At 23.6% G+C, this 21,490-nt stretch carries 17 protein-coding genes, 4 tRNA genes and 2 rRNA genes (1 of these 23 running past the window's edge); 11 read left to right on the top strand and 12 right to left on the bottom strand.

Annotated elements, in window-relative coordinates; genetic code table 11:
- Window positions 1-25: 25 nt before the first annotated feature.
- The gene (locus tag H0H33_RS01660) at window positions 26-2,356 is read right to left on the bottom strand and encodes a transglycosylase domain-containing protein (RefSeq protein ID WP_185877695.1); all 2,331 of its coding nucleotides are present in this window, start codon (window positions 2,354-2,356) and stop codon (window positions 26-28) included.
- 556 nt (window positions 2,357-2,912) lie between these two features.
- Here H0H33_RS01660 and coaD point away from each other — a divergent pair.
- Window positions 2,913-3,401, top strand: a complete 489-nt coding sequence (gene coaD, locus H0H33_RS01655; protein ID WP_185877694.1) for a pantetheine-phosphate adenylyltransferase — start codon at window positions 2,913-2,915, stop codon at window positions 3,399-3,401.
- 11 nt (window positions 3,402-3,412) lie between these two features.
- On the opposite strand, the gene rnr is transcribed toward coaD, so the two are convergent.
- Entirely contained in the window at window positions 3,413-5,413 is a 2,001-nt protein-coding gene (gene rnr / locus H0H33_RS01650) for a ribonuclease R (protein WP_185877693.1), read from the bottom strand.
- A gap of 147 nt (window positions 5,414-5,560) precedes the next feature.
- On the opposite strand from rnr, the gene H0H33_RS01645 reads away from it, so the two are divergent.
- On the top strand, window positions 5,561-6,367 hold the full coding sequence (locus H0H33_RS01645) for a glycogen/starch synthase (protein WP_185877692.1): 807 nt from the start codon (window positions 5,561-5,563) through the stop codon (window positions 6,365-6,367).
- Between the two features lie 33 nt (window positions 6,368-6,400).
- Window positions 6,401-8,260 (top strand): glutamine--fructose-6-phosphate transaminase (isomerizing), encoded by a 1,860-nt coding sequence (gene glmS / locus H0H33_RS01640; RefSeq protein ID WP_185877691.1) that lies wholly within the window; start codon window positions 6,401-6,403, stop codon window positions 8,258-8,260.
- Here the strand turns inward: glmS and H0H33_RS01635 are convergent.
- The 5 genes from H0H33_RS01635 to H0H33_RS01615 all read right to left on the bottom strand — a co-directional run bounded on the left by H0H33_RS01635 (window position 8,221) and on the right by H0H33_RS01615 (window position 11,363).
- Window positions 8,221-9,003: a uroporphyrinogen-III synthase gene (locus H0H33_RS01635; RefSeq protein ID WP_185877690.1), complete on the bottom strand. Its 783-nt coding sequence runs from the start codon at window positions 9,001-9,003 to the stop codon at window positions 8,221-8,223. The genes glmS and H0H33_RS01635 overlap by 40 nt on opposite strands.
- Window positions 9,004-9,035: 32 nt before the next feature.
- Window positions 9,036-9,107 (bottom strand) — tRNA-Cys (locus tag H0H33_RS01630).
- Window positions 9,108-9,148: 41 nt separating this feature from the next.
- Window positions 9,149-9,499 (bottom strand): dihydroneopterin aldolase, encoded by a 351-nt coding sequence (locus H0H33_RS01625; protein ID WP_185877689.1) that lies wholly within the window; start codon window positions 9,497-9,499, stop codon window positions 9,149-9,151.
- Window position 9,500: 1 nt separating this feature from the next.
- Entirely contained in the window at window positions 9,501-10,115 is a 615-nt protein-coding gene (locus tag H0H33_RS01620) for a superoxide dismutase (protein WP_185877688.1), read from the bottom strand.
- Window positions 10,116-10,166: 51 nt separating this feature from the next.
- Window positions 10,167-11,363, bottom strand: coding sequence for a phosphoglycerate kinase (locus H0H33_RS01615; protein ID WP_185877687.1), 1,197 nt, complete (start codon window positions 11,361-11,363; stop codon window positions 10,167-10,169).
- Window positions 11,364-11,445: 82 nt separating this feature from the next.
- Between H0H33_RS01615 and H0H33_RS01610 the strand changes: the two genes are divergently transcribed.
- Together H0H33_RS01610 and H0H33_RS01605 are read left to right on the top strand one after the other, a co-directional pair.
- Window positions 11,446-11,886 carry an RpiB/LacA/LacB family sugar-phosphate isomerase gene (locus tag H0H33_RS01610; RefSeq protein ID WP_185877686.1) on the top strand — a complete coding sequence of 147 codons (441 nt, stop codon included), beginning with the start codon at window positions 11,446-11,448 and terminating at the stop codon, window positions 11,884-11,886.
- A gap of 10 nt (window positions 11,887-11,896) precedes the next feature.
- Window positions 11,897-11,970: transfer RNA gene (locus H0H33_RS01605), tRNA-Asn, on the top strand.
- Window positions 11,971-11,991: 21 nt separating this feature from the next.
- Here the strand turns inward: H0H33_RS01605 and gmk are convergent.
- Complete coding sequence (gene gmk, locus H0H33_RS01600; RefSeq protein ID WP_317167104.1) at window positions 11,992-12,564, bottom strand: guanylate kinase; 573 nt, start codon at window positions 12,562-12,564, stop codon at window positions 11,992-11,994.
- A gap of 38 nt (window positions 12,565-12,602) precedes the next feature.
- Here gmk and H0H33_RS01595 point away from each other — a divergent pair, with 38 nt between their 5' ends.
- The gene (locus tag H0H33_RS01595) at window positions 12,603-13,592 is read left to right on the top strand and encodes an aspartate-semialdehyde dehydrogenase (protein WP_185878154.1); all 990 of its coding nucleotides are present in this window, start codon (window positions 12,603-12,605) and stop codon (window positions 13,590-13,592) included.
- Here H0H33_RS01595 and rsmI read toward each other — a convergent pair.
- Window positions 13,589-14,257 carry a 16S rRNA (cytidine(1402)-2'-O)-methyltransferase gene (gene rsmI, locus H0H33_RS01590; RefSeq protein ID WP_185877685.1) on the bottom strand — a complete coding sequence of 223 codons (669 nt, stop codon included), beginning with the start codon at window positions 14,255-14,257 and terminating at the stop codon, window positions 13,589-13,591. The genes H0H33_RS01595 and rsmI overlap by 4 nt on opposite strands.
- Window positions 14,258-14,383: 126 nt before the next feature.
- Between rsmI and H0H33_RS01585 the strand changes: the two genes are divergently transcribed.
- Window positions 14,384-14,806: a hypothetical protein gene (locus H0H33_RS01585; protein WP_185877684.1), complete on the top strand. Its 423-nt coding sequence runs from the start codon at window positions 14,384-14,386 to the stop codon at window positions 14,804-14,806.
- Window positions 14,807-14,809: 3 nt separating this feature from the next.
- On the opposite strand, the gene topA is transcribed toward H0H33_RS01585, so the two are convergent.
- Genes topA through queA form a run of 3 tightly spaced genes read right to left on the bottom strand, consistent with a single transcriptional unit; the run spans window position 14,810 to window position 18,950 of the window.
- Window positions 14,810-16,921 (bottom strand): type I DNA topoisomerase, encoded by a 2,112-nt coding sequence (topA, locus tag H0H33_RS01580; protein ID WP_185877683.1) that lies wholly within the window; start codon window positions 16,919-16,921, stop codon window positions 14,810-14,812.
- Window positions 16,922-16,926: 5 nt separating this feature from the next.
- Window positions 16,927-17,892 carry a polyprenyl synthetase family protein gene (locus H0H33_RS01575; RefSeq protein WP_185877682.1) on the bottom strand — a complete coding sequence of 322 codons (966 nt, stop codon included), beginning with the start codon at window positions 17,890-17,892 and terminating at the stop codon, window positions 16,927-16,929.
- A 14-nt stretch (window positions 17,893-17,906) separates the two neighbouring features.
- Window positions 17,907-18,950 (bottom strand): tRNA preQ1(34) S-adenosylmethionine ribosyltransferase-isomerase QueA, encoded by a 1,044-nt coding sequence (gene queA / locus H0H33_RS01570; protein ID WP_185877681.1) that lies wholly within the window; start codon window positions 18,948-18,950, stop codon window positions 17,907-17,909.
- 338 nt (window positions 18,951-19,288) lie between these two features.
- Here queA and H0H33_RS01565 point away from each other — a divergent pair.
- The 4 genes from H0H33_RS01565 to H0H33_RS01550 form a co-directional block, all read left to right on the top strand.
- Window positions 19,289-20,826, top strand: a 16S ribosomal RNA gene (locus H0H33_RS01565).
- 102 nt (window positions 20,827-20,928) lie between these two features.
- Window positions 20,929-21,002 (top strand) — tRNA-Ile (locus tag H0H33_RS01560).
- 20 nt (window positions 21,003-21,022) lie between these two features.
- Window positions 21,023-21,096: transfer RNA gene (locus H0H33_RS01555), tRNA-Ala, on the top strand.
- A gap of 56 nt (window positions 21,097-21,152) precedes the next feature.
- A 23S ribosomal RNA gene (locus tag H0H33_RS01550) occupies window positions 21,153-21,490 on the top strand (it continues 2,600 nt past the right edge of the window).
- Together the 16S and 23S rRNA genes with 2 tRNA genes alongside form the textbook arrangement of a ribosomal RNA operon.

Genomic DNA, 21,490 nt, shown 5'->3' with positions numbered 1-21,490 from the left:
TAATTATCCACAATTTATTATTTTTTTATTCTTCATCATAACGGTTTATTTTTTCATTTAATTCAATATTTTTTTTTTTATTTTCTGAAGATTCTACATTTTCTATAATTTCTTTTTTATTTTCATATTTTTTTGTATTAAATTCTTCTTGTTCTAAAAATTTATAATTGTCCTCATCACTATTAATTTCACATTTTTTCCAATTAAATTGATAATTTTTAGATTTTTTAAAAATAATTCTATAATCATAAATAAGATTAACATCATTATATAAATATTTTGTATAATATGCCCATATTGGTAATGCCATAGTTGCTCCTTGTCCTAATTTTATATTATCAAAATGAGAAAATCTATTTTCCCATCCTACCCAAATTCCAGTTGTTAAATTAGGAATTATTCCAATGAACCATCCATCGGAATTATCGTTTGTTGTTCCAGTTTTTCCTGCAATATTTCCTTCAATATTATATTTTTGTCTTATTCTTTTTGCAGTTCCATATTTTACTACTCCTTGCATTAAATCTAACATTATATAGGATATTTCCTCATTTAATACTCTTCTTTGAAAAAAATCTTTATTAATAATATTTCCATTTTTATCTTTTACTTTTAATAAAATAGTAGGTTTTACGTAATTTCCATAATTAGCAAATGTATTGAAGACTCCAGTCATTTCATATAAAGTTATATCTGCAGATCCTAATGAAATTGATGGATGTTCTGGGATAAAAGATGTTACCCCCATTTTTTTTGCTAAATCAATTACTGGTTTTGGAGTGATTTGTGATATTAAACGAGCAGATACAGTATTTATGGAATAAGCTAATCCATCTTTTAATGTTATAAATCCTCCATATTTACCATTATAATTTCTTGGGTACCAATCCCCTAATTGAAATTTTTCGTTAGAAATTTTTGTACAAGGAGTATAATGAAATTTACTAATCGCCGCTGCATATAAAATGGGTTTAAATATCGATCCAACTTGTCTTTGAGTTTGAGCAACATGATCATATTGAAAATGATTAAAATCGACACCGCCTACCCATGCTTTAATATATCCTGTAGATGATTCAACTGAAATAAGTCCTGCCTGTATAATACTTTTTTTATAACGAAGAAAATCCCATGGGGAAATTTTTACTTTTTTTGTTCCATTCCAAGTGAATAGTTCAATTGGTTTTATTTCTTGAAATTTTTGAAAAATTTTTTTTTCTGAAAATCCTTTTTGTTTTAATTCTTTATAAAAATTAGTTTGTTTCATTGCAGAAATTAATATTCTTTGTGTTTTTTTTATAGAAATATTTGAAAATGGAGCGTTTATATTATTTTTCTGCATAGAATCAAATAATAATTGTAATTTTTTTAAATGTTTTTTTACAGATTTTTCTGCAAAATCCTGCATTTTAGAATTGATAGATATATATATTTTAAGTCCATCAGAAATATTTAATTTTATTCCTGTTTTTTCTTTATATTCATCTAATAAATCTTGAACTTCTTTTTTTAAAAATTCTTTATAATAGGTGAATAATTCTGAATCATTTTTTCGCATATTAAATTTAATTTTAATAGGTTTTTTTGATTCAGAATTATATTGATTTTTATTTAAGAATTTATATTTTTTCATTTGATGTAATACTAGATTTCTTTGTTTTTTTGCTCTATCAGGATAACTCTTTGGATTATATAAAGATGGATTTTCTAGCATACCTATTAATATTGCACATTCTCCTAAATTGAGTTCTGAAATTTTTTTATCAAAATATGTAAGAGCAGCTGTACTAATTCCTTTTGCATTATATAAAAAATCGAATTTATTACAATACATTGTAATAAGTTCTTCTTTAGTATAACGTTTTTCTAATTCAATAGCCATTATCCATTCTAAAATTTTTTGATGAATTCTTTCAATTTTATTTTTTGCGGATGTTCCAGTAAAAAGAAGTTTAGCTAATTGCTGGGATATAGTACTACCCCCTCCTTTTTTTCCAAAAGAAAGAATTGCTCTAAGAATAGATTTTCCATCAATTCCAGAATGTTCTCTAAAACGTATATCTTCTTTTGCCAATAAAGCGTTAATTAAGTTTTTAGGTAATTCTCTATAACTTATTAAAGTTCTATTATCAGAACAAAATTTACCTAAAAATTTTCCATTAGAATCATATATTTTTGATCCAATTTCTATATTTGGATTATCTATTTCTTCAGAACTTGGTAGGTCTCCTAAATATCCTTTAGATGCAGAAAAAATAATTAAAAATATACTACTTATAATTAGAAAAAATAAAATCCAAAAATAAATAATGAATAAACGAAAATAATAATTTTGTTTTGAATTTTTTTTATTCACGTATGTAAAAATTAATTATTTATATTATTACACGTGATAAAATTTATATTTATAGATCAATCATATTATGTATTATGATTGATTAGATAGTTTTTACAAACAAATTGATTCTTGGTTATTATCATTTTTTTTAAATTTATTTAATTTTTATACCATAAAAACATGATTTTTTATATAAGAAAACTACATTTGTTTTTTTACATCAATTTTTATAGGAATACCTTTATTTATAAATTTTTACATAAAAAATTTAAATCAAAATTAGTAAAAATTTTTTTATCTATTAAATAATAATATAAATCCAATTAAATTATCAATATTTATATAAATTTAGTTATGATCTGATTATATATTTTATTAAGTATATTGATCAATAGAGAATTGCATAATCTTACCAAATTCCTATCTAATTTTGTACATCATTTATATTCGTATTTTAAATGTTATTAGTTAACTAATTTTTTATTAAGATATTTAAAATTTATTTTTTTTTTAAAAATTTTATTACGCTTACTAATTTTTTCAGTTTAAATTTGATACAATATATTACGAAATAATGAAAATATTAACAAAAAAGATAGCTGTATTTCCAGGAACTTTTGATCCAATAACTTTAGGACATTGTGATATTGTAATTAGGTCTTTAAATTTATTTGATAAAGTAATTATAGCTATTGGAAATAATTCAAGTAAAAAAAATATGTTTTCTGTAAAAAAAAGAAAAAAATGGATACGTGATTCTTTTTCGGAAAAGAAAATTTTTTCTAAAATAGAAATAGATTCCTTTAAAGGATTAACTATATCTTTTTGTAAAAAAAGAAAAATAAAATTTTTATTGAGGGGAATTCGAAATCAAATTGATTTCGAATTCGAAAAAAATATGTTTTTTATAAATAAAATTTTGGAAAAACAATATGATATTGAAACAATTTTTTTATTATCTTCTTATGAAAAATCACATATTAGTTCTTTTTTTGTAAGAAGTATTATAAAAAATGGGGGTGATTATACTTTATTTGTTCCTCCATCTGTAAGGATAGACTAAAAAATATTTTATTATTTTTTAATCCAATTTAAAATAATTCTTTTTTTTTCTATATCTATATTTATTAATTTAACTTTAACTTTATCACCTAATAAATAAGATTTTTTATTATTTTTTCCAATAATACTATATCCATTGGAATCTAAAGTATAGTTATCTTCTTCAATATCACGAAATTTTATTAAACCTTCTGTTTGAAATGATATTAAATCAATATAAACTCCCCACTCTGTAAATCCAGTTATAATTCCATCAAATTCTTGTCCTAAAAAATTTGTTAAGAATTTTATTTGTATATATTTTAGAAAATCTCTTTCAACATCTATAACTATACGTTCTTTATAACTACAATATTGTGATTGTTTTTCGTAAAAATCTATAGATTTTATTTTTTTATAATTATTTACTAAATAATAATTTAGTAATCGATGTGCTATCATATCAGAATATCTTCTAATTGGAGAAGTAAAATGAGTATAATGAATAAAAGATAATCCATAATGTCCAATATTTTTTGTTGAATATTTAGCTTTGTTCATAGATCGTAAAATCAAATTTTCAATCATATTTTGTTCAGGTTTACCTTTTATTTTTTTTAATAAATAATTAATAGAATTTTTAATATTTTTTAAATCTAAAAAATAACCTAGAGGTTGTATAATTTTTTTTAAAAAAAATATTTTTTCATAATCTGGCTTATCATGAATTCTGTATATATAAGGTTTTTTTATTATTCCATTTGATTTTAAACTAACAAATTCTGATATTTTTTTATTAGTTAATAACATGAACTCTTCTATTATAGAATGAGCTTCATTATTTTTTTCTAAAATTATAGATATTGGATTTTTTTTATGATCTAATTGAAATTTCACTTCAATTCTATCTAAAAAAATAGATCCATTATTCAATCTATTTTTAATTAAAATTTTAGATAAAAAAAATAAAGTATTAATTTCTTTATAAAAAGATCCTTTTTTTTCATTTATTATTCTTTGTACTTCATCATATGAAAATTTTTTATTAGATCTTATAATTGTTTTTCCAATCCAACTTTTTAATACTTCTCCTTTTTCATTCATATTAAATATTACAGAAAAACCTAATTTATCTTTTTTAGGTTTTAAAGAACAAAGTTCATTAGATAATAAATTAGGTAACATAGGTATTACCTTCTCTGATAAATATATTGATGTATTTCTTATATAAGCTTCTCTATCTAATTCACTATCTTCTTTAATAAAATGAGTGACATCAGATATATGGACACCTATTTCCCAAATTTTATCACGAATTTCTCTAATAGAAATTGCATCATCAAAATCTTTTGCATTTTTTGGATCTATAGTAAATGTATTAATATTTCTCATATCTTTTCTATATTCTAATATAGATTTAGAATTAAAAATTCCTTTTGAAAATATTTTCTTTGCTTCATCTTTTATTTTTTTAGAAAATTTATAAGAAATTTTATATTCATTTAGTAAAGAATAGAGTTCAGTTTTGTATTCACCAATTTTCCCAAATACTTTTAAAATTTTTCCTATAGGAAATTGAACATTTTGGGGCCAAGAAATTATTTTTACCAAAACTTTGTCATTATGTTTATATTTATTTGATTTTATACTAGGTATATTAATAATAATTTTATTACAGACAATAAAATTTTTATAAGATTTGACACGATTAGACGGATCAATATAATTGGAAAAATTATTGTTAGAATTTATTTTTAAAATACCAATAAATTTTTTTGTTTTTCTTTTTAATATTTTTATTACTTCCCCTTTTATTTTTACTTTATTAATATTTTTTTTAAACCTTATTTTTACTATATCTCCTTCTAAAGATCTATTAACTTTGTTTTTAGGAATAAAAATGGTTTTATTATTTTTTTCTATTTTTACAAAAGCATAACCTTGATTAGTTATGTTAATCACACCATTGTTATAATTATAATTTTTTCGATTTATTTTTAAACGAATTTTATTTTTTTTATTTTTTAATTTCATGACAAAAAAAATTTTATTATAAAAATATTTTAGATAGTTTTTTTTAATTAAATTTTATTTATATCCTCATCAATTGGAGATTATTTTTTATATTTGTAGTTATCCTTTGTTTTATATATTTCAAAAAAAAATAAAATCCTTAAAAAGATGACAGGTAAACGCATATTATATGTTTCTTCATATTTGTTTCCTTTTTCTTCAAAAAATTCAATTTCCTTATCAGTATTAAAAACTATTAAATTTATGCAATCTGTAGGAAATGATGTACGAATATTTATGCCTAGATTTGGAATAATCAATGAAAGAAGACATCAATTACATGAAGTAATTCGTTTGTCTGGTATGAATTTAATAATTAATGATGTATATCAACCTCTTTTAATAAAAGTTGCTTCTATTCCTGATGTTAGACTGCAAGTTTATTTTATAGATAATGAAGAATACTTTAAAAGAAAAGCTATTGATGAAGATGAAAATGGTGTCTTTTTTAAAGATAATGATGAAAGAGCGCTTTTTTTTGCAAAGGGAGTACTAGAAACTGTAAGAAAATTAAATTGGAAACCGGATATTATCCATTTATACGGATGGATTAGTTTTTTTATTCCTTTATATTTAAAAAAATATTTTAACAATGATCTTATATATAAAAATACAAAAGTAATTTCATCTATTTATAATAAACCATTTAATGGTATTCTTAATAAAGACATAATAAATAAAATAAAATTCGATGGAATTGAATCCGAAAAATTAAATTTTTTAAAAAATCCAGATTATATTAATCTTACAAAATTATGTATATATTTTTCTGATGCAATAATAAAAGGAGATGTTTCGTTTCATGATGAAATAAAAGATTTTATAGATAAAAATAAATTATTAGTATTAAAATATTCTAAATTAGATAAAATTGAAACGATTTATCAACAATTTTATAAAAAAATCAATGAATAAAATTAAAAAATATTTTTAATTTTAACTAGAATAATGTGTGGAATCATTGGATACTTAGGGTATAGAGAGGTTTATCCTATTCTTATTAATGGATTAAAAAAATTAGAATATCGTGGTTATGATAGTTCTGGTATTTCTATTTTCTATAAGAATGGATATAGTTTGTTTAAAACAAAAGGAAAAGTAAATGATTTAGAGAAAAAAATTGATTTTTTAAAAAAAAAAAACAAATTAAATGGTACCGTTGGTATAGGACATACCAGATGGGCAACACATGGAGAACCAAATGATGTTAATGCTCATCCTCATGTATCTAATTCAAATAACATTGTTATGATTCATAATGGAATTATAGAAAATTATCATTCCATAAAAATTTTTTTATTAAAAAATGGTTTTACTTTCAACAGTAAAACTGATACAGAAGTTCTAGTAAATTTAATTGAATACATAAAATATGAAAATAATCTATCATTAGAAGAAGCTGTTAGAATTTCTTTAAATGAAACTATTGGAGCTTATTCTATTGCTATTTTGGAAAAATCGAACCCAGAAACAATTATCATTGCTAAACTAGGTAGTCCATTGATTATAGGTATTGGTAAAGAAGAATTTTTTATAGCTTCTGATCCAATACCATTTATAAATTATACAAAAAATGTTATTTATATGAAAGATGGAGAAATGGCAATTTTAAAAAAAAATAAAGAATTAGATCTAAGAAAAATCATTAATAATCATAAGCTTCATCCAATTATAAAAAAATTAAAAATAAATCTAGAAGAAATTGAAAAAGGAGAATATAAACATTTTATGTTGAAAGAAATATATGAACAACCAAAAACAATATTAGATACTCTACGAGGTAGATTATTAATTTCTAATGAAATTATTTATATAAATGGAATTAAGTCTAATAAAGAAAAATTTATTAATGCAACATCTATTATCATAGTGGCTTGCGGTACATCATGGCATGCAGGTTTAATTGGTGAATATTTATTAGAAAAATATACACGTATTCCAGTTGAAGTTGAATATGCTTCGGAATTTATATATAGAAATCCTATTCTTAGTAAGAAAGATATTGTTATTGTAATTTCTCAATCAGGAGAAACAGCTGATACTTTATCAGCTTTAAAATTAGCTAAAAAAAGGGGGGTATTTGTTTTTGGTATTTGTAATGTAGTGGGATCTTCTATTGCTAGAAATGTAAATGCAGGAGTTTATATTCATGCTGGTCCAGAAATAGGAGTAGCATCTACAAAAGCTTTTACTTCTCAAATTACTATATTAACTTTAATAGCTTTAAAAATAGCTAAATATAAATCCACTATTGATAATTTTTTTTACAAAAAAATTTGCAAAGAACTTAGTTTAATTCCAGAAAAAATAAGTCATATTATAAATAATCATAATTCTATTAAAAATATATCTAATAAATTATATTATATAAATAATTTTATTTATTTAGGAAGGGGTATAAATTTTCCAGTAGCATTAGAAGGAGCATTAAAATTAAAAGAAATATCCTATATTCATGCAGAAGGGTTACCTGCAGCTGAGATGAAACATGGCCCTATGGCCTTAATTGATGAAAACATTCCTGTTATTGTGATTGCTCTTATTAAATCAAATTGTTATAAAAAAATATTAAATAATATTCAGGAAATTAAAGCTAGAAAAGGAAAAATTATAGCATTAATCAACGAAGAAGATGTTCAAGTACAAATGTTAGCTGACTATGTTATAAAAATTCCTAATACAGTAGAAGAATTAAGTCCATTAATAACAGCAATACCTCTTCAATTACTAGCTTATCAAATTGCTTCTTTACGTGGAAAAAATATAGATCAACCTAGAAATTTAGCAAAATCTGTAACTGTAGAATAATATTTAATTTTTTTTATTTTATTTATATATTCTTTTAATGCCATTGCCATAGATAAAAACCTGGAATTTGGGACCTGTATTTCTATTTTTAATCCAGCTTTATATGCGGCATCTAAAGTATTTTTTCCAAAAGTTGCAATTTTAGTCTTTTTTTGGTTAAAATTTGGAAAATTGTCAAATAAAGACTTAATTCCAGAAGGACTAAAAAAAACTAAAATATCATAGTAAAATATATCTTTTATATCAGATAAATCATTTGAAATAGTTTTATATAAAATAGCTCTTCTCCAAAAAATATTTAATTTTTTTAACATGTTTGGAATAACATAAGATAATATATCTGATGATGGTAAAAGAAATTTTTCACTAGAATTATTTATTATATATGGTATTAATTCTGAAAAATTTTTTATACCAGTATAAATTTTTCTCTTTCTATAAGTAATATATTTTTGCAAATAAAAAGCTATTGATTCTGTTTTACAAAAATATTTCATAGTAATAGGAACTGTAAATCTCATAGAATTCGCGATCCTAAAGTAGTGATCTACAGATTTTTTACTTAAAAAAATAATTGCATTAAAATCAGAAAAATTAATTTTTTGTTTTCTTACATAAGATGATGATACATCTATTATTTTTGTAAAAGATTTGTAATGTATTTTTACATTTTTTTTTTTACTAAGATCTAAATATGGAGAATTAGATTTAATAGAAATAGATTGTGAAATAAGAATGTTCATTCAGTTATTTAATATAAATGTTACATAATTTGAGGCACAGAGCGGAATCGAACCGCTTTTAAAGGTTTTGCAGACCTCTGCCTTATCCATTCGGCCACAGTGCCTATTCCTTTAATACTTTAAATAAAAAAAAATTAAAAAAATATTATATTTTTTCCTCCATTATTATACAGAATTTATCCATTATTCCATTTATTGGAGGATTTTCTTTACATATTTTTATTTTTGTATATTTTATTTTATTTATTTTATTAATTCTTTTAATTATTCTTTTTGCTAGAAATTCCATTATCTTAGATGGTATTTTCATTTCTTCTTCAACTATCTTATAAAGAAAAATATAATCAACAGTTTCAGATATATCATCATTAATAGGGTCTTTAATATCTATTTTTACTTCTAATTTTATAGAAAAATTAGATCCAACTAATTTTTCTTCTGGAAAACAACCATGAAATCCGAATAATCTTATATTATCTAATATGATTAACCCCAATTTATTTTATTGAATTTTTATAATTGTTTTCTACTTCTTTCCAATTTATTATTTTCCAAAAAGAATATATATAATCTGATCTTCTGTTTTGATATTTAAGATAATAAGCATGTTCCCATACATCTAAACCTAATATAGGAATTCCATCACATTCTGATCCATACATAATAGGATTATCTTGATTATGTGTACTACATATACTTAATTGATTATTATTATTTACACATAACCATGCCCATCCAGATCCAAATATTTTTAATGCAACATCTGAAAACTTTTTTTTAAAGTTTTCTATCGAATCAAAATTTTCATTTAATATATTACTAAAATATTTACTTGGTAAAGTAAATTTTAATGAAGGAATTAATATTTTCCAAAATAAATTATGGTTATAAACCCCCCCTCCATTATTTTTTATAATTGGAGACTCAATATGCGATCTTCTTAAGATTTCATCTATAGAAAGATCTTTCATATCGGTATTTATAATTGAATTATTCAAATTATTAATATAAGTAAAATGATGTTTTTTATAGTGAATTTCCATAGTTTTTGCATCAATATATGGTTCAAAATCCTTATATGAATATGATAATTTTGGAAGTTTAAATAACATAAATTTTAATTAGTATTAATTTATTACAAATATAATTAAAAACTTGATTTTTTATAAACTTATTGCATTTATTCCTGGTAAAGTTTTATTTTTTATAAATTCTAACATAGCTCCACCTCCAGTAGACAAATAACTAATTTTAGTTATACTTTTTATCATTTTTAATGCAAGTATAGAATCTCCACCACCTACTACAGTAAATGCATTATTTCTTCTTTTTATAATTGCTTTTGCAATTGAAATTGTTCCTATAGAAAAAATTTTTTTTTCAAATAGTCCCATTGGACCATTCCATAATATAGTTTTAGATTTATTAATAATATTACAAAAATTTTTTATAGAATTAGGTCCTATATCTAATCCTTTCCAATTATTTGGTATAGAATGAATAGGTACAATTTTTATATTATTATCATCATTAGATTTTATAGCAATAACATCATATGGAAAATAAATAATATTTTTAATTTTATTTTCGTATAAAATTTCTTTTATTAATTGTATTTTAGATTGAATATTGTCAATAATAGAATTTCCAACATTTCCTCCATCTATTTTTATAAATGGATATGACATACCTCCACCTATCAATAAATAATCGGCAAATTTCATAAAATTTTTTATAAAATTTATTTTTGATTCTATTTTTGCTCCACCTAATATAATAGTAATAGGGCTATTTATTTTTTTTGAAAAAAAAATACTTAAATTAAGTATTTCTTTTTTCATTAAAAGACCTATACATTTTTTATTAAAAAATTTTGGTAATATTGTTATTGATGAATGTTCTCTATGAGAAGCTCCAAACGCATCATTTACATAAATATCTCCATATTTTGATAAAATATATGAAAATTGTTTATCGCCATTCTCTTCTTCTTTATAAAAACGTAAATTTTCTAATAAAATAATTTCTCCATTTTTAAGATTTTTAATTTTTTCTTCTGTTGAATTTCCTATTACTTTATCACAAAAGAAAATATATTTTTTTAATTTTTTTGATAAAATTGGTATTAAAAATTTTAAAGAATATTTATTGTTAAATACACCTTTAGGTCTTCCAAAATGAGATATAATAACAATTTTTCCTTTATCAAATAGTATTTTATTAATAGTAGGTAATGAATAATTAATACGTGTTTCATCCGTAATTTTTCCATATTGATTAATAGGAACATTATAATCTACTCTCAATAAAACTGTTTTATCTTTAAAATTAAAATCATTTACATCTTTAATCTTTTTCATAAAATTTTATTCGACTGTTTTATGTTAAAATTAAAAAAATATGAAAAATTTTTTATTATATTGCATTTAAGTAAAAAAATTAATGATAATATCAATTGGTTCAGATCATACAGGAATAGATCATAAATGTTTAATAAAAAATTTTTTAAAAAAAAAAGGATATAAAATAATGGATTTTGGTTTTAATGAAAGAAATGGTAAAAAAGTGGATTATCCAGATTTTATTCATCCTACGGTTAAATATGTAAATGATGGAATTGCCCATTTTGGCATAGTAATATGTGGAACAGGAAATGGAGCAGCAATGATTGCTAATAAATATAAAAGAATTCGTGCAGCTTTAGTATGGAATAAAGAAATAACTGTCTTAGCAAGGAAACATAATGATGCAAATGTAATCAGTTTACCTGCTCGTTTTATAAAAAAAAGCAAAATATTAGAAATTATAAAAATATTTTTTATAACAAATTTTGATGAAGGAAGACATAGAAAAAGAATAGACAAAATACCAATTAACTCTTAATTGAATTTATTCCCTAGTAGCTCAGTTGGTTAGAGCACCTGACTGTTAATCAGGGTGTCGTTGGTTCGAATCCAACCTAGGGAGTTTTATAATTTTATTTAATTGTTAATTTTTAATAAAATTAGATACTATTTTAAATATTTTATTTTTTGTTTTTTCTAAATTTTTATTTAAGATAATAAAATCAAAAAAATTAGCATAATTATTTTCTTCTTCTACTTTTTTTAAACGAATTTTTATTTTTTCATAATCATCAGATTTTCTATTAATAAGTCTTTTTTCCAATTCTTTTTTAGTATTTGTTAATATAAATATAGATATAGATTGTTTTTTATATAATTTTTTTAAATTTATACTTCCTTTAACGTCAACATCAAATAAAATATTTTTTTTTATTTTACATATATGATTTATTTCATCTTTTAATGTACCATAAAAAATATTTTTATAAACTTCTTCCCATTCTATAAATTGATGTTTTAGTATTTTTGATTTAAAAATTTTTTTAGAAATGAAATGATAATCTTTTCCATTTTTTTCATTTATTCTAATTTTTCTTGTTGTACATGATATTGATAATTTTAGATTTGAAATTTTTGATATAAGATAATTTGATATCGTAGTTTTTCCACTACCAGATGGTCCAGATAAAATAATTATTTTTCCTTGTTTCATCATTAATATATAAATTTGTTTTTTTAAATTTATTTATGAAATTGAGAATAGGAATAGTTGGAGCTACCGGAATGGTAGGACGTGTAATAATGGATATTCTTGAGAAAGAAACAATTTTATTTGATTTATATTTATCTGCATCCAATCGTTCTATTGGAAAAGAAATATTTTTTAAAGGAAAAAGTTATAAAATAATTGGGATAAATGAGTTAATTTTAAAAAAACCTAATATTGTTTTATTTTCAGCTGGATCAAAAATATCTAAAAACTGGGCTAAAAAATTTTCTAATATTGGATCTTTTGTTATAGACAATTCATCTGCATGGAGAATGGATCCTGAAAAAAAATTAATTATACCAGAAGTAAATGATTTTCTATTAAAGAAAAAAGATAAAATTATTTCTAATCCAAATTGTTCAACTATACAATTAGTAATGGTCTTACATCCTTTACATAAAATTTTTTCTATAGATAGAGTAATTGTTTCTACTTATCAATCAGTTACGGGAACAGGAAAAAAAGCTTTAGATCAATTAGAAGAAGAAAAATCAAAAGGATTCTCTAATAAAAAAATATATCCATATCCTATTCATCAAAACGTCATTCCACAATGTGATAATTTTACTAACAATGGATATACTTTAGAAGAGATGAAATTAATAAATGAGACAAAAAAAATAATGAATGATAATAATATTTCTATAACTGCGACTTCAGTTAGAGTACCTGTTATAGGAGGTCATTCCGAGAGTGTTAATATAACATTTAAAAAAAATATAAATATAAATTATATAAAAGAAATTTTAATGAAAACAAAAGGTATAGTAGTTCAAGATAAACCTGAGAATAATATTTATCCAATGCCAATTTTTTCTCATGGAAAAGATGAAGTTTTTGTTGGTAGAATTAGAATGGATAATTCTTATTTAAATTCTATCAATATTTGGATTGTATCGGATAATCTAAGAAAAGGATCTGCAACTAATGCTATTCAAATAGCAAAATTTTTAATTAAAAAAAAATATGTTTAATTATTAGTTTTTATAACTATGGTATATTCTCCTAATATATTTTTTTTTTTATCTTTATAAAAAGATAAAACATCTTTTATATTGCCTCTTACAGTATTTTGATGAATTTTAGAAATTTCTTTACATAAAACAACATATGTTTTAATACCAAAAAAAATTTTTATATCATTTAATGTTTTTAATAGTCTATAGGGAGATTCATATAGAACAATAGTTCTATTTTCTTTAGATAAGTTTTCTAGTTTAATATTTCTTTTTTTTTTTGGTAAAAAACCAATAAATATAAATTCATTTATTGGAATCCCAGAAATTACTAATGATGGAATTAATGCAGTAGCACCTGGTAAACAATCTACATATATAGATAATTCTATACAACGTCTAATCAGTAAATATCCTGGATCAGAAATACCAGGGGTTCCGGCATTAGATATTAATGCAATATTTTTTCCTTCTTTTATTTTTTTAGTAATAAATGGAATAATTTTATGCTCATTATGTATATGATATTTGATTAAATTTGTTTTTATATTGTAAAATTTTAATAATTTATTAGATATTTTATAACTTTCTACTAATATTAAACTAACTTCCTTTAGAATTCTTATACTTCTAAAAGAGAAATCTTCTAAATTTCCTATAGGAGTAGGAACTATATATAACATAATTTTTAATAAAATGTTGTTAAAAAATTTTTTTAAATCTAAAAATCGTTAATGATTCTTAATATATTGGTTATTAATTTTTTCTTATTTTTTTATTATTTATTATTTGCTATGAAATAGATAATAATGAAAGGTAAACAATATATATTTAGAAGTCACTTAGTTTCTGGAGAAATAATTTTTAAATATGATTTAGATGGTTATTTAAGAGAAATTATTTTTCCAAAAAAATTATCTTTATCTCATTATAGATGGATTGGTAAATATTTACCATATAACGAGTCTATTATTAATAAAATGAAGGAATCAAAATCATCTTTTTCTATAGAGGAAATACCTACAGATTTATCATTTAATCGATTTTGGACAGATTATAAATATAAAGTAGGAAAGAAAAAGATGGCTGAAAATATATGGAATAGAATGTCTTTATCCGATAGAGTTAAAGCATTATCTTATATCCCTACATATTTGGATCATGTTAGAAGAACTGGACATGATCAAGCCTATCCTACTACTTATTTAAATCAAAAATATTTTGATAATTAGTTATTATTTTTTTTCGTAATTATTAATAATCTTAATAGCTTTTTTTAAATCAATTAAATTTTTAAAAAACTCTTCTTTTTCAATTGATATTAATTTATTATTATATTGAATATATATATTATATTTATTCATTTTCAATACAATTTCTTTGTTTTTAAAAAATCCTATAGATTTTGGTAAATTAATAATTTTTATAGCATCATCAAAAGATATAGAATCAATTTTATGACTATTTAATAAAGGAAAAAATTTTGGTTTTTCTTTTTTTTTATTAAAATCTCCTAGTTGTATAACTGGTCCAAATTTAGCTATTCTTGAATATATTTTTTTATTAGATTTAGGATCTATACCAATAAAATTTTTATTATAAATTTTTTTAACATTACTATTGACATAAGATAATTTTTTATAAAAATCTTTATAAAAATCCTTTACAACATTTACCCAATTTATATTGCCTTTGGCAACATCATCAAACTTTTTCTCTAAATTAGCAGTAAAATTATAATTTATTATTTCTTTAAAATATTTTTTTAAAAAATTAGTTATTAATATCCCCATTTCTGTAGGAATAAATTTATTTTTTTCTATTTTAATTTTATATTCGTTAATATTAGATATACTATTGCTTTTTTCTTTTAAAGTGAAAGTTTCATATAATATTTTTTCTTTAATAATTTTTTGAATATTAACATAATTTCTTTTTTGAATAGTAAAGATTATTGGGACATAAGTAGAAGGCCTTCCTATTCCAAAATTTTCTAAATCTTTAACTAAAGATGATTCATTATATCTGTATAAATTATTTTTTATAATTTGTTTAGCTATAATTTCTTTTCTTTCTAACAAAGAACCTTTTTCTAATTTAAAAGAGAAAACATTATTTTTATTTTTAATATTACTTATTTTCATATAACCATCAAATTCAATAATTTTTTCATTTCCAATAAAAAAATTATTAAATGAAGAAAATTTTATATAAAAAAATTTTTTTTTAAAAATAGTATCTTTCATTTGACTCATAATAGTACGATTCCATATTAATTTATAAAGCTTTTTTTCATTTTCATTTAATGATTCCAGATATTTATTTTTATAATTAATGATTGTAGGACGAATCGCTTCATGAGATTCTTGAGAAAATTTATTTGATGATTGATTTACTTTAATTAATAAATATTTATGACCATAAGTTTCTTCTATATATTCTTTTATTTTTGATATAATAAAAGAAGACAATTTTTGATTATCTGTACGAATATAAGTAATAAAACCTTTTTCATATAATCCTTGTGCAAGGTACATTGTTTTTGATATAGAAAATTTTAATTGATTAAATGATTCTTGTTGAAGAGAAGATGTAGTAAATGGTTTTGGAGATGATCTTTTTTCATAACTTTCTGTAATTTTTTCTATAACGAAATTATTATGAAGACATAATTTCATTAATTCTTGAACTTTATTTTTATCTTCTATATTTTTATTTAATTTTGTATGAATAATTTGATCACTATTTTTAATTTTAAAAACCCCATTTATTTGATACGTCCTAATTGGAATTATGTTTTTTATCTTATTCTCTCTTTCTACAATTAATCTGAGAGCAACAGATTGAACTCTTCCTGCAGAAAGTTTAGGTTTAATTTTTTTCCATAATAAAGGAGATAATTGAAATCCTACTAACCTATCTATAATTCTTCTTGTTTGTTGTGAATAAACTAAATTAAAATTTATAGATCTAGGATTTTTAATAGATTTTATTATTGAATTTTTTGTAATTTCATTGAAAACAATTCTTTTATATATTTTTTTTGGAAAAAAAAATATTTTTTTAATTTGATATGCAATAGCTTCTCCTTCACGATCTTCGTCCGAAGCTATCCAAATTATTTTAAAATTTTTTACTAATATTTTTAAACTTTTTACTAAATTGTTTTTTTTTTTTAATATAACATAATCAGGATTAAAATTATTTTCAATTTGAATTCCTATTTTTTTTTCTGGTAAATCCATTATATGTCCATAACTGGAAACAACATAATAATTTGATCCTAAAAATTTTTGTATTGTCTTAGCTTTGGTTGGGGATTCTACAATAACTAAATTTTCTTTCATTTTTTTTATTTATTTCTTTTAACAATAAATTTTGTCATAATCTTTAATGATTCTTTAATTGTTCCTTCAGGATATAATTCTAATATTTTTAATGCTTTATTATAAAAAACCATCATTTTTTTTTTAGCATACCTTATTCCTCCATACTTATTGACAATAAATATTATATCCTTTCTTTTTTTTTCATTATAATTTTTCATGAAATATAAAATTGAACTTTTATCATTTTTAGATGCTTTTTTAATAGTATAAATAATAGGTAGTGTTATTTTTTTTTCTTTAAAATCAATTCCTATTGGTTTTCCTATATCATTATTATCTTCATAATCAAATAAATCATCTTTTATTTGAAATGCAATTCCAATAAGAGTTCCAAATTTTCTCATATTTAATATATCTTTATTATTAGCATTAACAGATATTGCTCCACATTCACAAGATGCTGCAATTAAATTGGCAGTTTTTTTATAAATAATTTGATCATAAATTTTTTCAGTAATATCATAAGATTTATCTATTTGCAATAGTTCTCCTTCACTCATATTATTAATCGTTCTACAAATAATTTTTAATAAATCCAAATAATTATTATTACTGGCTACTAATAAACTTTTAGATAAAAGATAATCTCCGATCAATATCGCTATTTTATTTTTCCATATGGAATTTATAGAAGAAAAACCTCTTCTTAAGTTACTGTTATCAATTACATCATCATGAACAAGTGTAGCGTTGTGTACTAATTCTATTAAATATGCTGTATGATAAGTTTTTTTTTGTATTACGCCCAACATTTTAGCAATTAAAAAAACAAATATAGGACGAATCATTTTTCCTTTTTTTTTTAAAATATAATTACTAATCTCATTTATAAGATCAACATCACTTTTTATTACATTAAAAAATTCTTTTTCAAAATTTTGAATTTCTTTTTTTATAGGTTTTTTTGCCTTTTCCAAAAATTTTTTCATAATATCAAACTTTTTTATAAAATCAACATTACATCTCCATATGAATAAAATCTATATTTTTTTTGTATTGCTATTTTATACGCATTCATAATTAAATCAAAACCTGCAAAAGCAGCTGTCATCATAATTAATGTTGATTTTGGCATATGAAAATTTGTAATCATAGAATTAGCAATACTAAAATCATAAGGGGGAAAAATAAATTTATTAGTCCATCCAGAAAATGGATTAAGATATTTATCAGAAGATATAGAGCTTTCTATTGCTCTCATAGAAGATGTACCTACAGCACAAATTCTTTTTTTATTTTTTATTGTTTTATTAATTATATCACATGATGTTTTGTTTATAAAACATTTTTCAGAATCCATTTTATGTTTTGATATATCTTCTACCTCTACTGGAATAAAACTTCCTAAACCTAAATGAAGAGTAATTTCTACTAAATTAACTCCTTTTAGTTCTAATTTTTTTAACAAATATTTGGAAAAATGTAATCCAGCTGTAGGAGCCGCAACAGATCCTTCTTTTGTAGCATATACAGTTTGATATCGTTTTTTATCAATTTCTTCTGGATCTCTATTTATATATTTTGGAAGTGGAGTTTGACCTATTTCTTTTATTTTTTTTATAAGACTATTATAATTTCCTGGGAAATTAAGTTGTAAAATTCTTCCTCTGGAGGTTGTATTATCTATTACTTCTCCAGATAATTCAGATCCAAAATTTAATTTGTTACCTACTCTAACTTTTCTAGCTGGATCAACTAAAACATCCCATGTTCTATCTTTTTGATCTAATTCTCTAAGTAAAAAAACTTCTATTTTTGCTTCTGTTTTTTCTTTATTTCCAAATAATCTTGCAGGAAATACTTTTGTATTATTTAATATTATAGAATCTCCTTCATTAAAATAATGATGTAAATCTTTAAATAATTTGTGTTCAATTTTTTTATCATTTTTATGAATTATCATGAGTTTAGACTCATCTCTTTCTTGAGATGGAAATTTAGCAAGAAGATCAAGAGGATTTTCAAAATTAAAATCTGAAGTTTTCATAATTGAATGAAGTTTTTTTAATTTTTTAATTCTTTACGTAATTATTTTAGTCATTACTACAATACTTACCTTAAAGAAAAAAAATACAATATATAATATTTTTTTATCAGAAAAAAAATATGTATAATTGCATTGCTTGATATTTGGTTTGTCTATATTATTTTGATAATTCATTATCATATTGTTCTTTGTCAATTAAATTATTTATATATTTTTATTATTTTTTATTTTTTTATACTTTAATAAAGTGTATAAATAAATATTTTAAGAATTAAAAACATAGAAAAAGCTTCTAGCTAATAGTCAAGGATCCTTTAACAAATTTTTCAAAAATTTTTACAACGGAGAGTTTGATCCTGGCTCAGGATGAACGCTAGCGGCGGGCTTAACACATGCAAGTCGAGGGGCAACATAAATTATATTTATATAATTTGATGGCGACCGGCGAACGGGTGCGTAATACATACGTAACCTACCTTTTGCAAGAAGATAGCTTGAGGAAACTCAAATTAATATTCTATAATATGATGTTATCGCATGATTTCGTCATTAAAGCAGAAATGTGGCAAAAGATGGGCGTATGCCTGATTAGTTAGTTGGTGAGGTAATGGCTTACCAAGACTACGATCAGTAGGGGGCCTGAGAGGGTGATCCCCCACACTGGTACTGAGACACGGACCAGACTCTTACGGGAGGCAGCAGTGAGGAATATTGGTCAATGGAGGAAACTCTGAACCAGCCACGTCGCGTGCAGGAATAAGGCCTTAACAGGTTGTAAACTGCTTTTGTTTAGGAATAAAGATTTTTACTTATTAAAAATTTTGAATGTACTATACGAATAAGTGTCGGCAAACTCCGTGCCAGCAGCCGCGGTAATACGGAGGACACAAGCGTTATCCGGATTTATTGGGTTTAAAGGGTGCGTAGGCTGTTTATTAAGTCAGTAGTGAAATATTACAGCTTAACTGTTAAAATTGCTATTGATACTGATGAACTTGAGTTAGATTGGAGTAGCTGGAATGTGTGGTGTAGCGGTGAAATGCATAGATATCACACAGAACACCGATCGCGAAAGCAGGTTACTAAGTCTACACTGACGCTGAGGCACGAAAGCGTGGGGAGCAAACAGGATTAGATACCCTGGTAGTCCACGCTGTAAACGATGATCACTAGTTGTTGGATATTTTTATTCAGTGACCAAGCGAAAGTGATAAGTGATCCACCTGGGGAGTACGGTCGCAAGGCTGAAACTCAAAGGAATTGACGGGGGCCCGCACAAGCGGTGGAGCATGTGGTTTAATTCGATGATACGCGAGGAACCTTACCAAGGTTTAAATGAACTACGAATAAGCTAGAAATAGTTTAGTCTTCGGACGGAGTGCAAGATGCTGCATGGTTGTCGTCAGCTCGTGCCGTGAGGTGTTGGGTTAAGTCCCTCAACGAGCGCAACCCTTGTTGTTAGTTGCCAACGAATAATGTCGGGGACTCTAACAAGACTGCCGACGTAAGTCGAGAGGAAGGTGAGGATGACGTCAAATCATCACGGCTCTTATACCTTGGGCTACACACGTGCTACAATGGTCGGTACAAAGGGTTGCTACTGAGTAATCAAAAGCTAATCTCTAAAAACCGATCTCAGTTCGGATTGGAGTCTGCAACTCGACTCTATGAAGATGGAATCGCTAGTAATCGCATATCAGCCATGATGCGGTGAATACGTTCCCGGGCCTTGTACACACCGCCCGTCAAGCCATGGAAGTCGGAGATACCTAAAATCGGTAACCGTAATAAGGAACTGCTTAAGGTAAAATCGATAACTGGGGCTAAGTCGTAACAAGGTAGCCGTACCGGAAGGTGCGGCTGGAACATCTCTTTTTTAGAGTTTTTGTTTTAAAGAATTCTTAACAAATATGTTAGTTACAGAAGCTTTTTCATTTTTAATTTAGACAAAGAAACCTAAGAGATTGATTATAAAATCAGTCTCGTAGCTCAGATGGTTAGAGCGCTACACTGATAATGTAGAGGTCCGCGGTTCAATTCCGCGCGAGACTATTCGTAAAATATTCAGAATAGGGGGATTAGCTCAGCTGGATAGAGCGCCTGTTTTGCACGCAGGAGGCCATCGGTTCGACTCCGATATTCTCCATTCGAAATGTTCTTTGACATATTAATAAATATACAATAGTGAGGAAATAAGAGTATATAAAAGCAAAAGAAGAGCGTATGGTGAATGCCTTGGCTCTGAGAGACGATGAAGGACGTGATAAGCTGCGATAAGCTGCGGGGATTGGCACATACGAATTAATCCGCAGATTTCCGAATGGGGAAACCCATCATATATTAAATATGATATTATCTATTTTAATAGATAAAGTGAACCTAGAGAACTGAAACATCTAAGTATCTAGAGGAAAATAAAATAATTTAATGATTCCGTTAGTAGCGGCGAGCGAAAATGGAACAGCCTAAACCATTATAGTCTAGGCTTTAGTGGGGTTGTAGGACTACATTTTTTTATGGAATATTTTCTTATAACAAAA

The organism is Blattabacterium cuenoti, from assembly GCF_014252415.1.
GTDB classification, from domain to species: domain Bacteria; phylum Bacteroidota; class Bacteroidia; order Flavobacteriales; family Blattabacteriaceae; genus Blattabacterium; species Blattabacterium cuenoti_Y.
The sequence above is the reverse complement of the archived record's forward strand: the minus strand, read 5'-3'. Positions and strand labels throughout refer to the sequence as shown.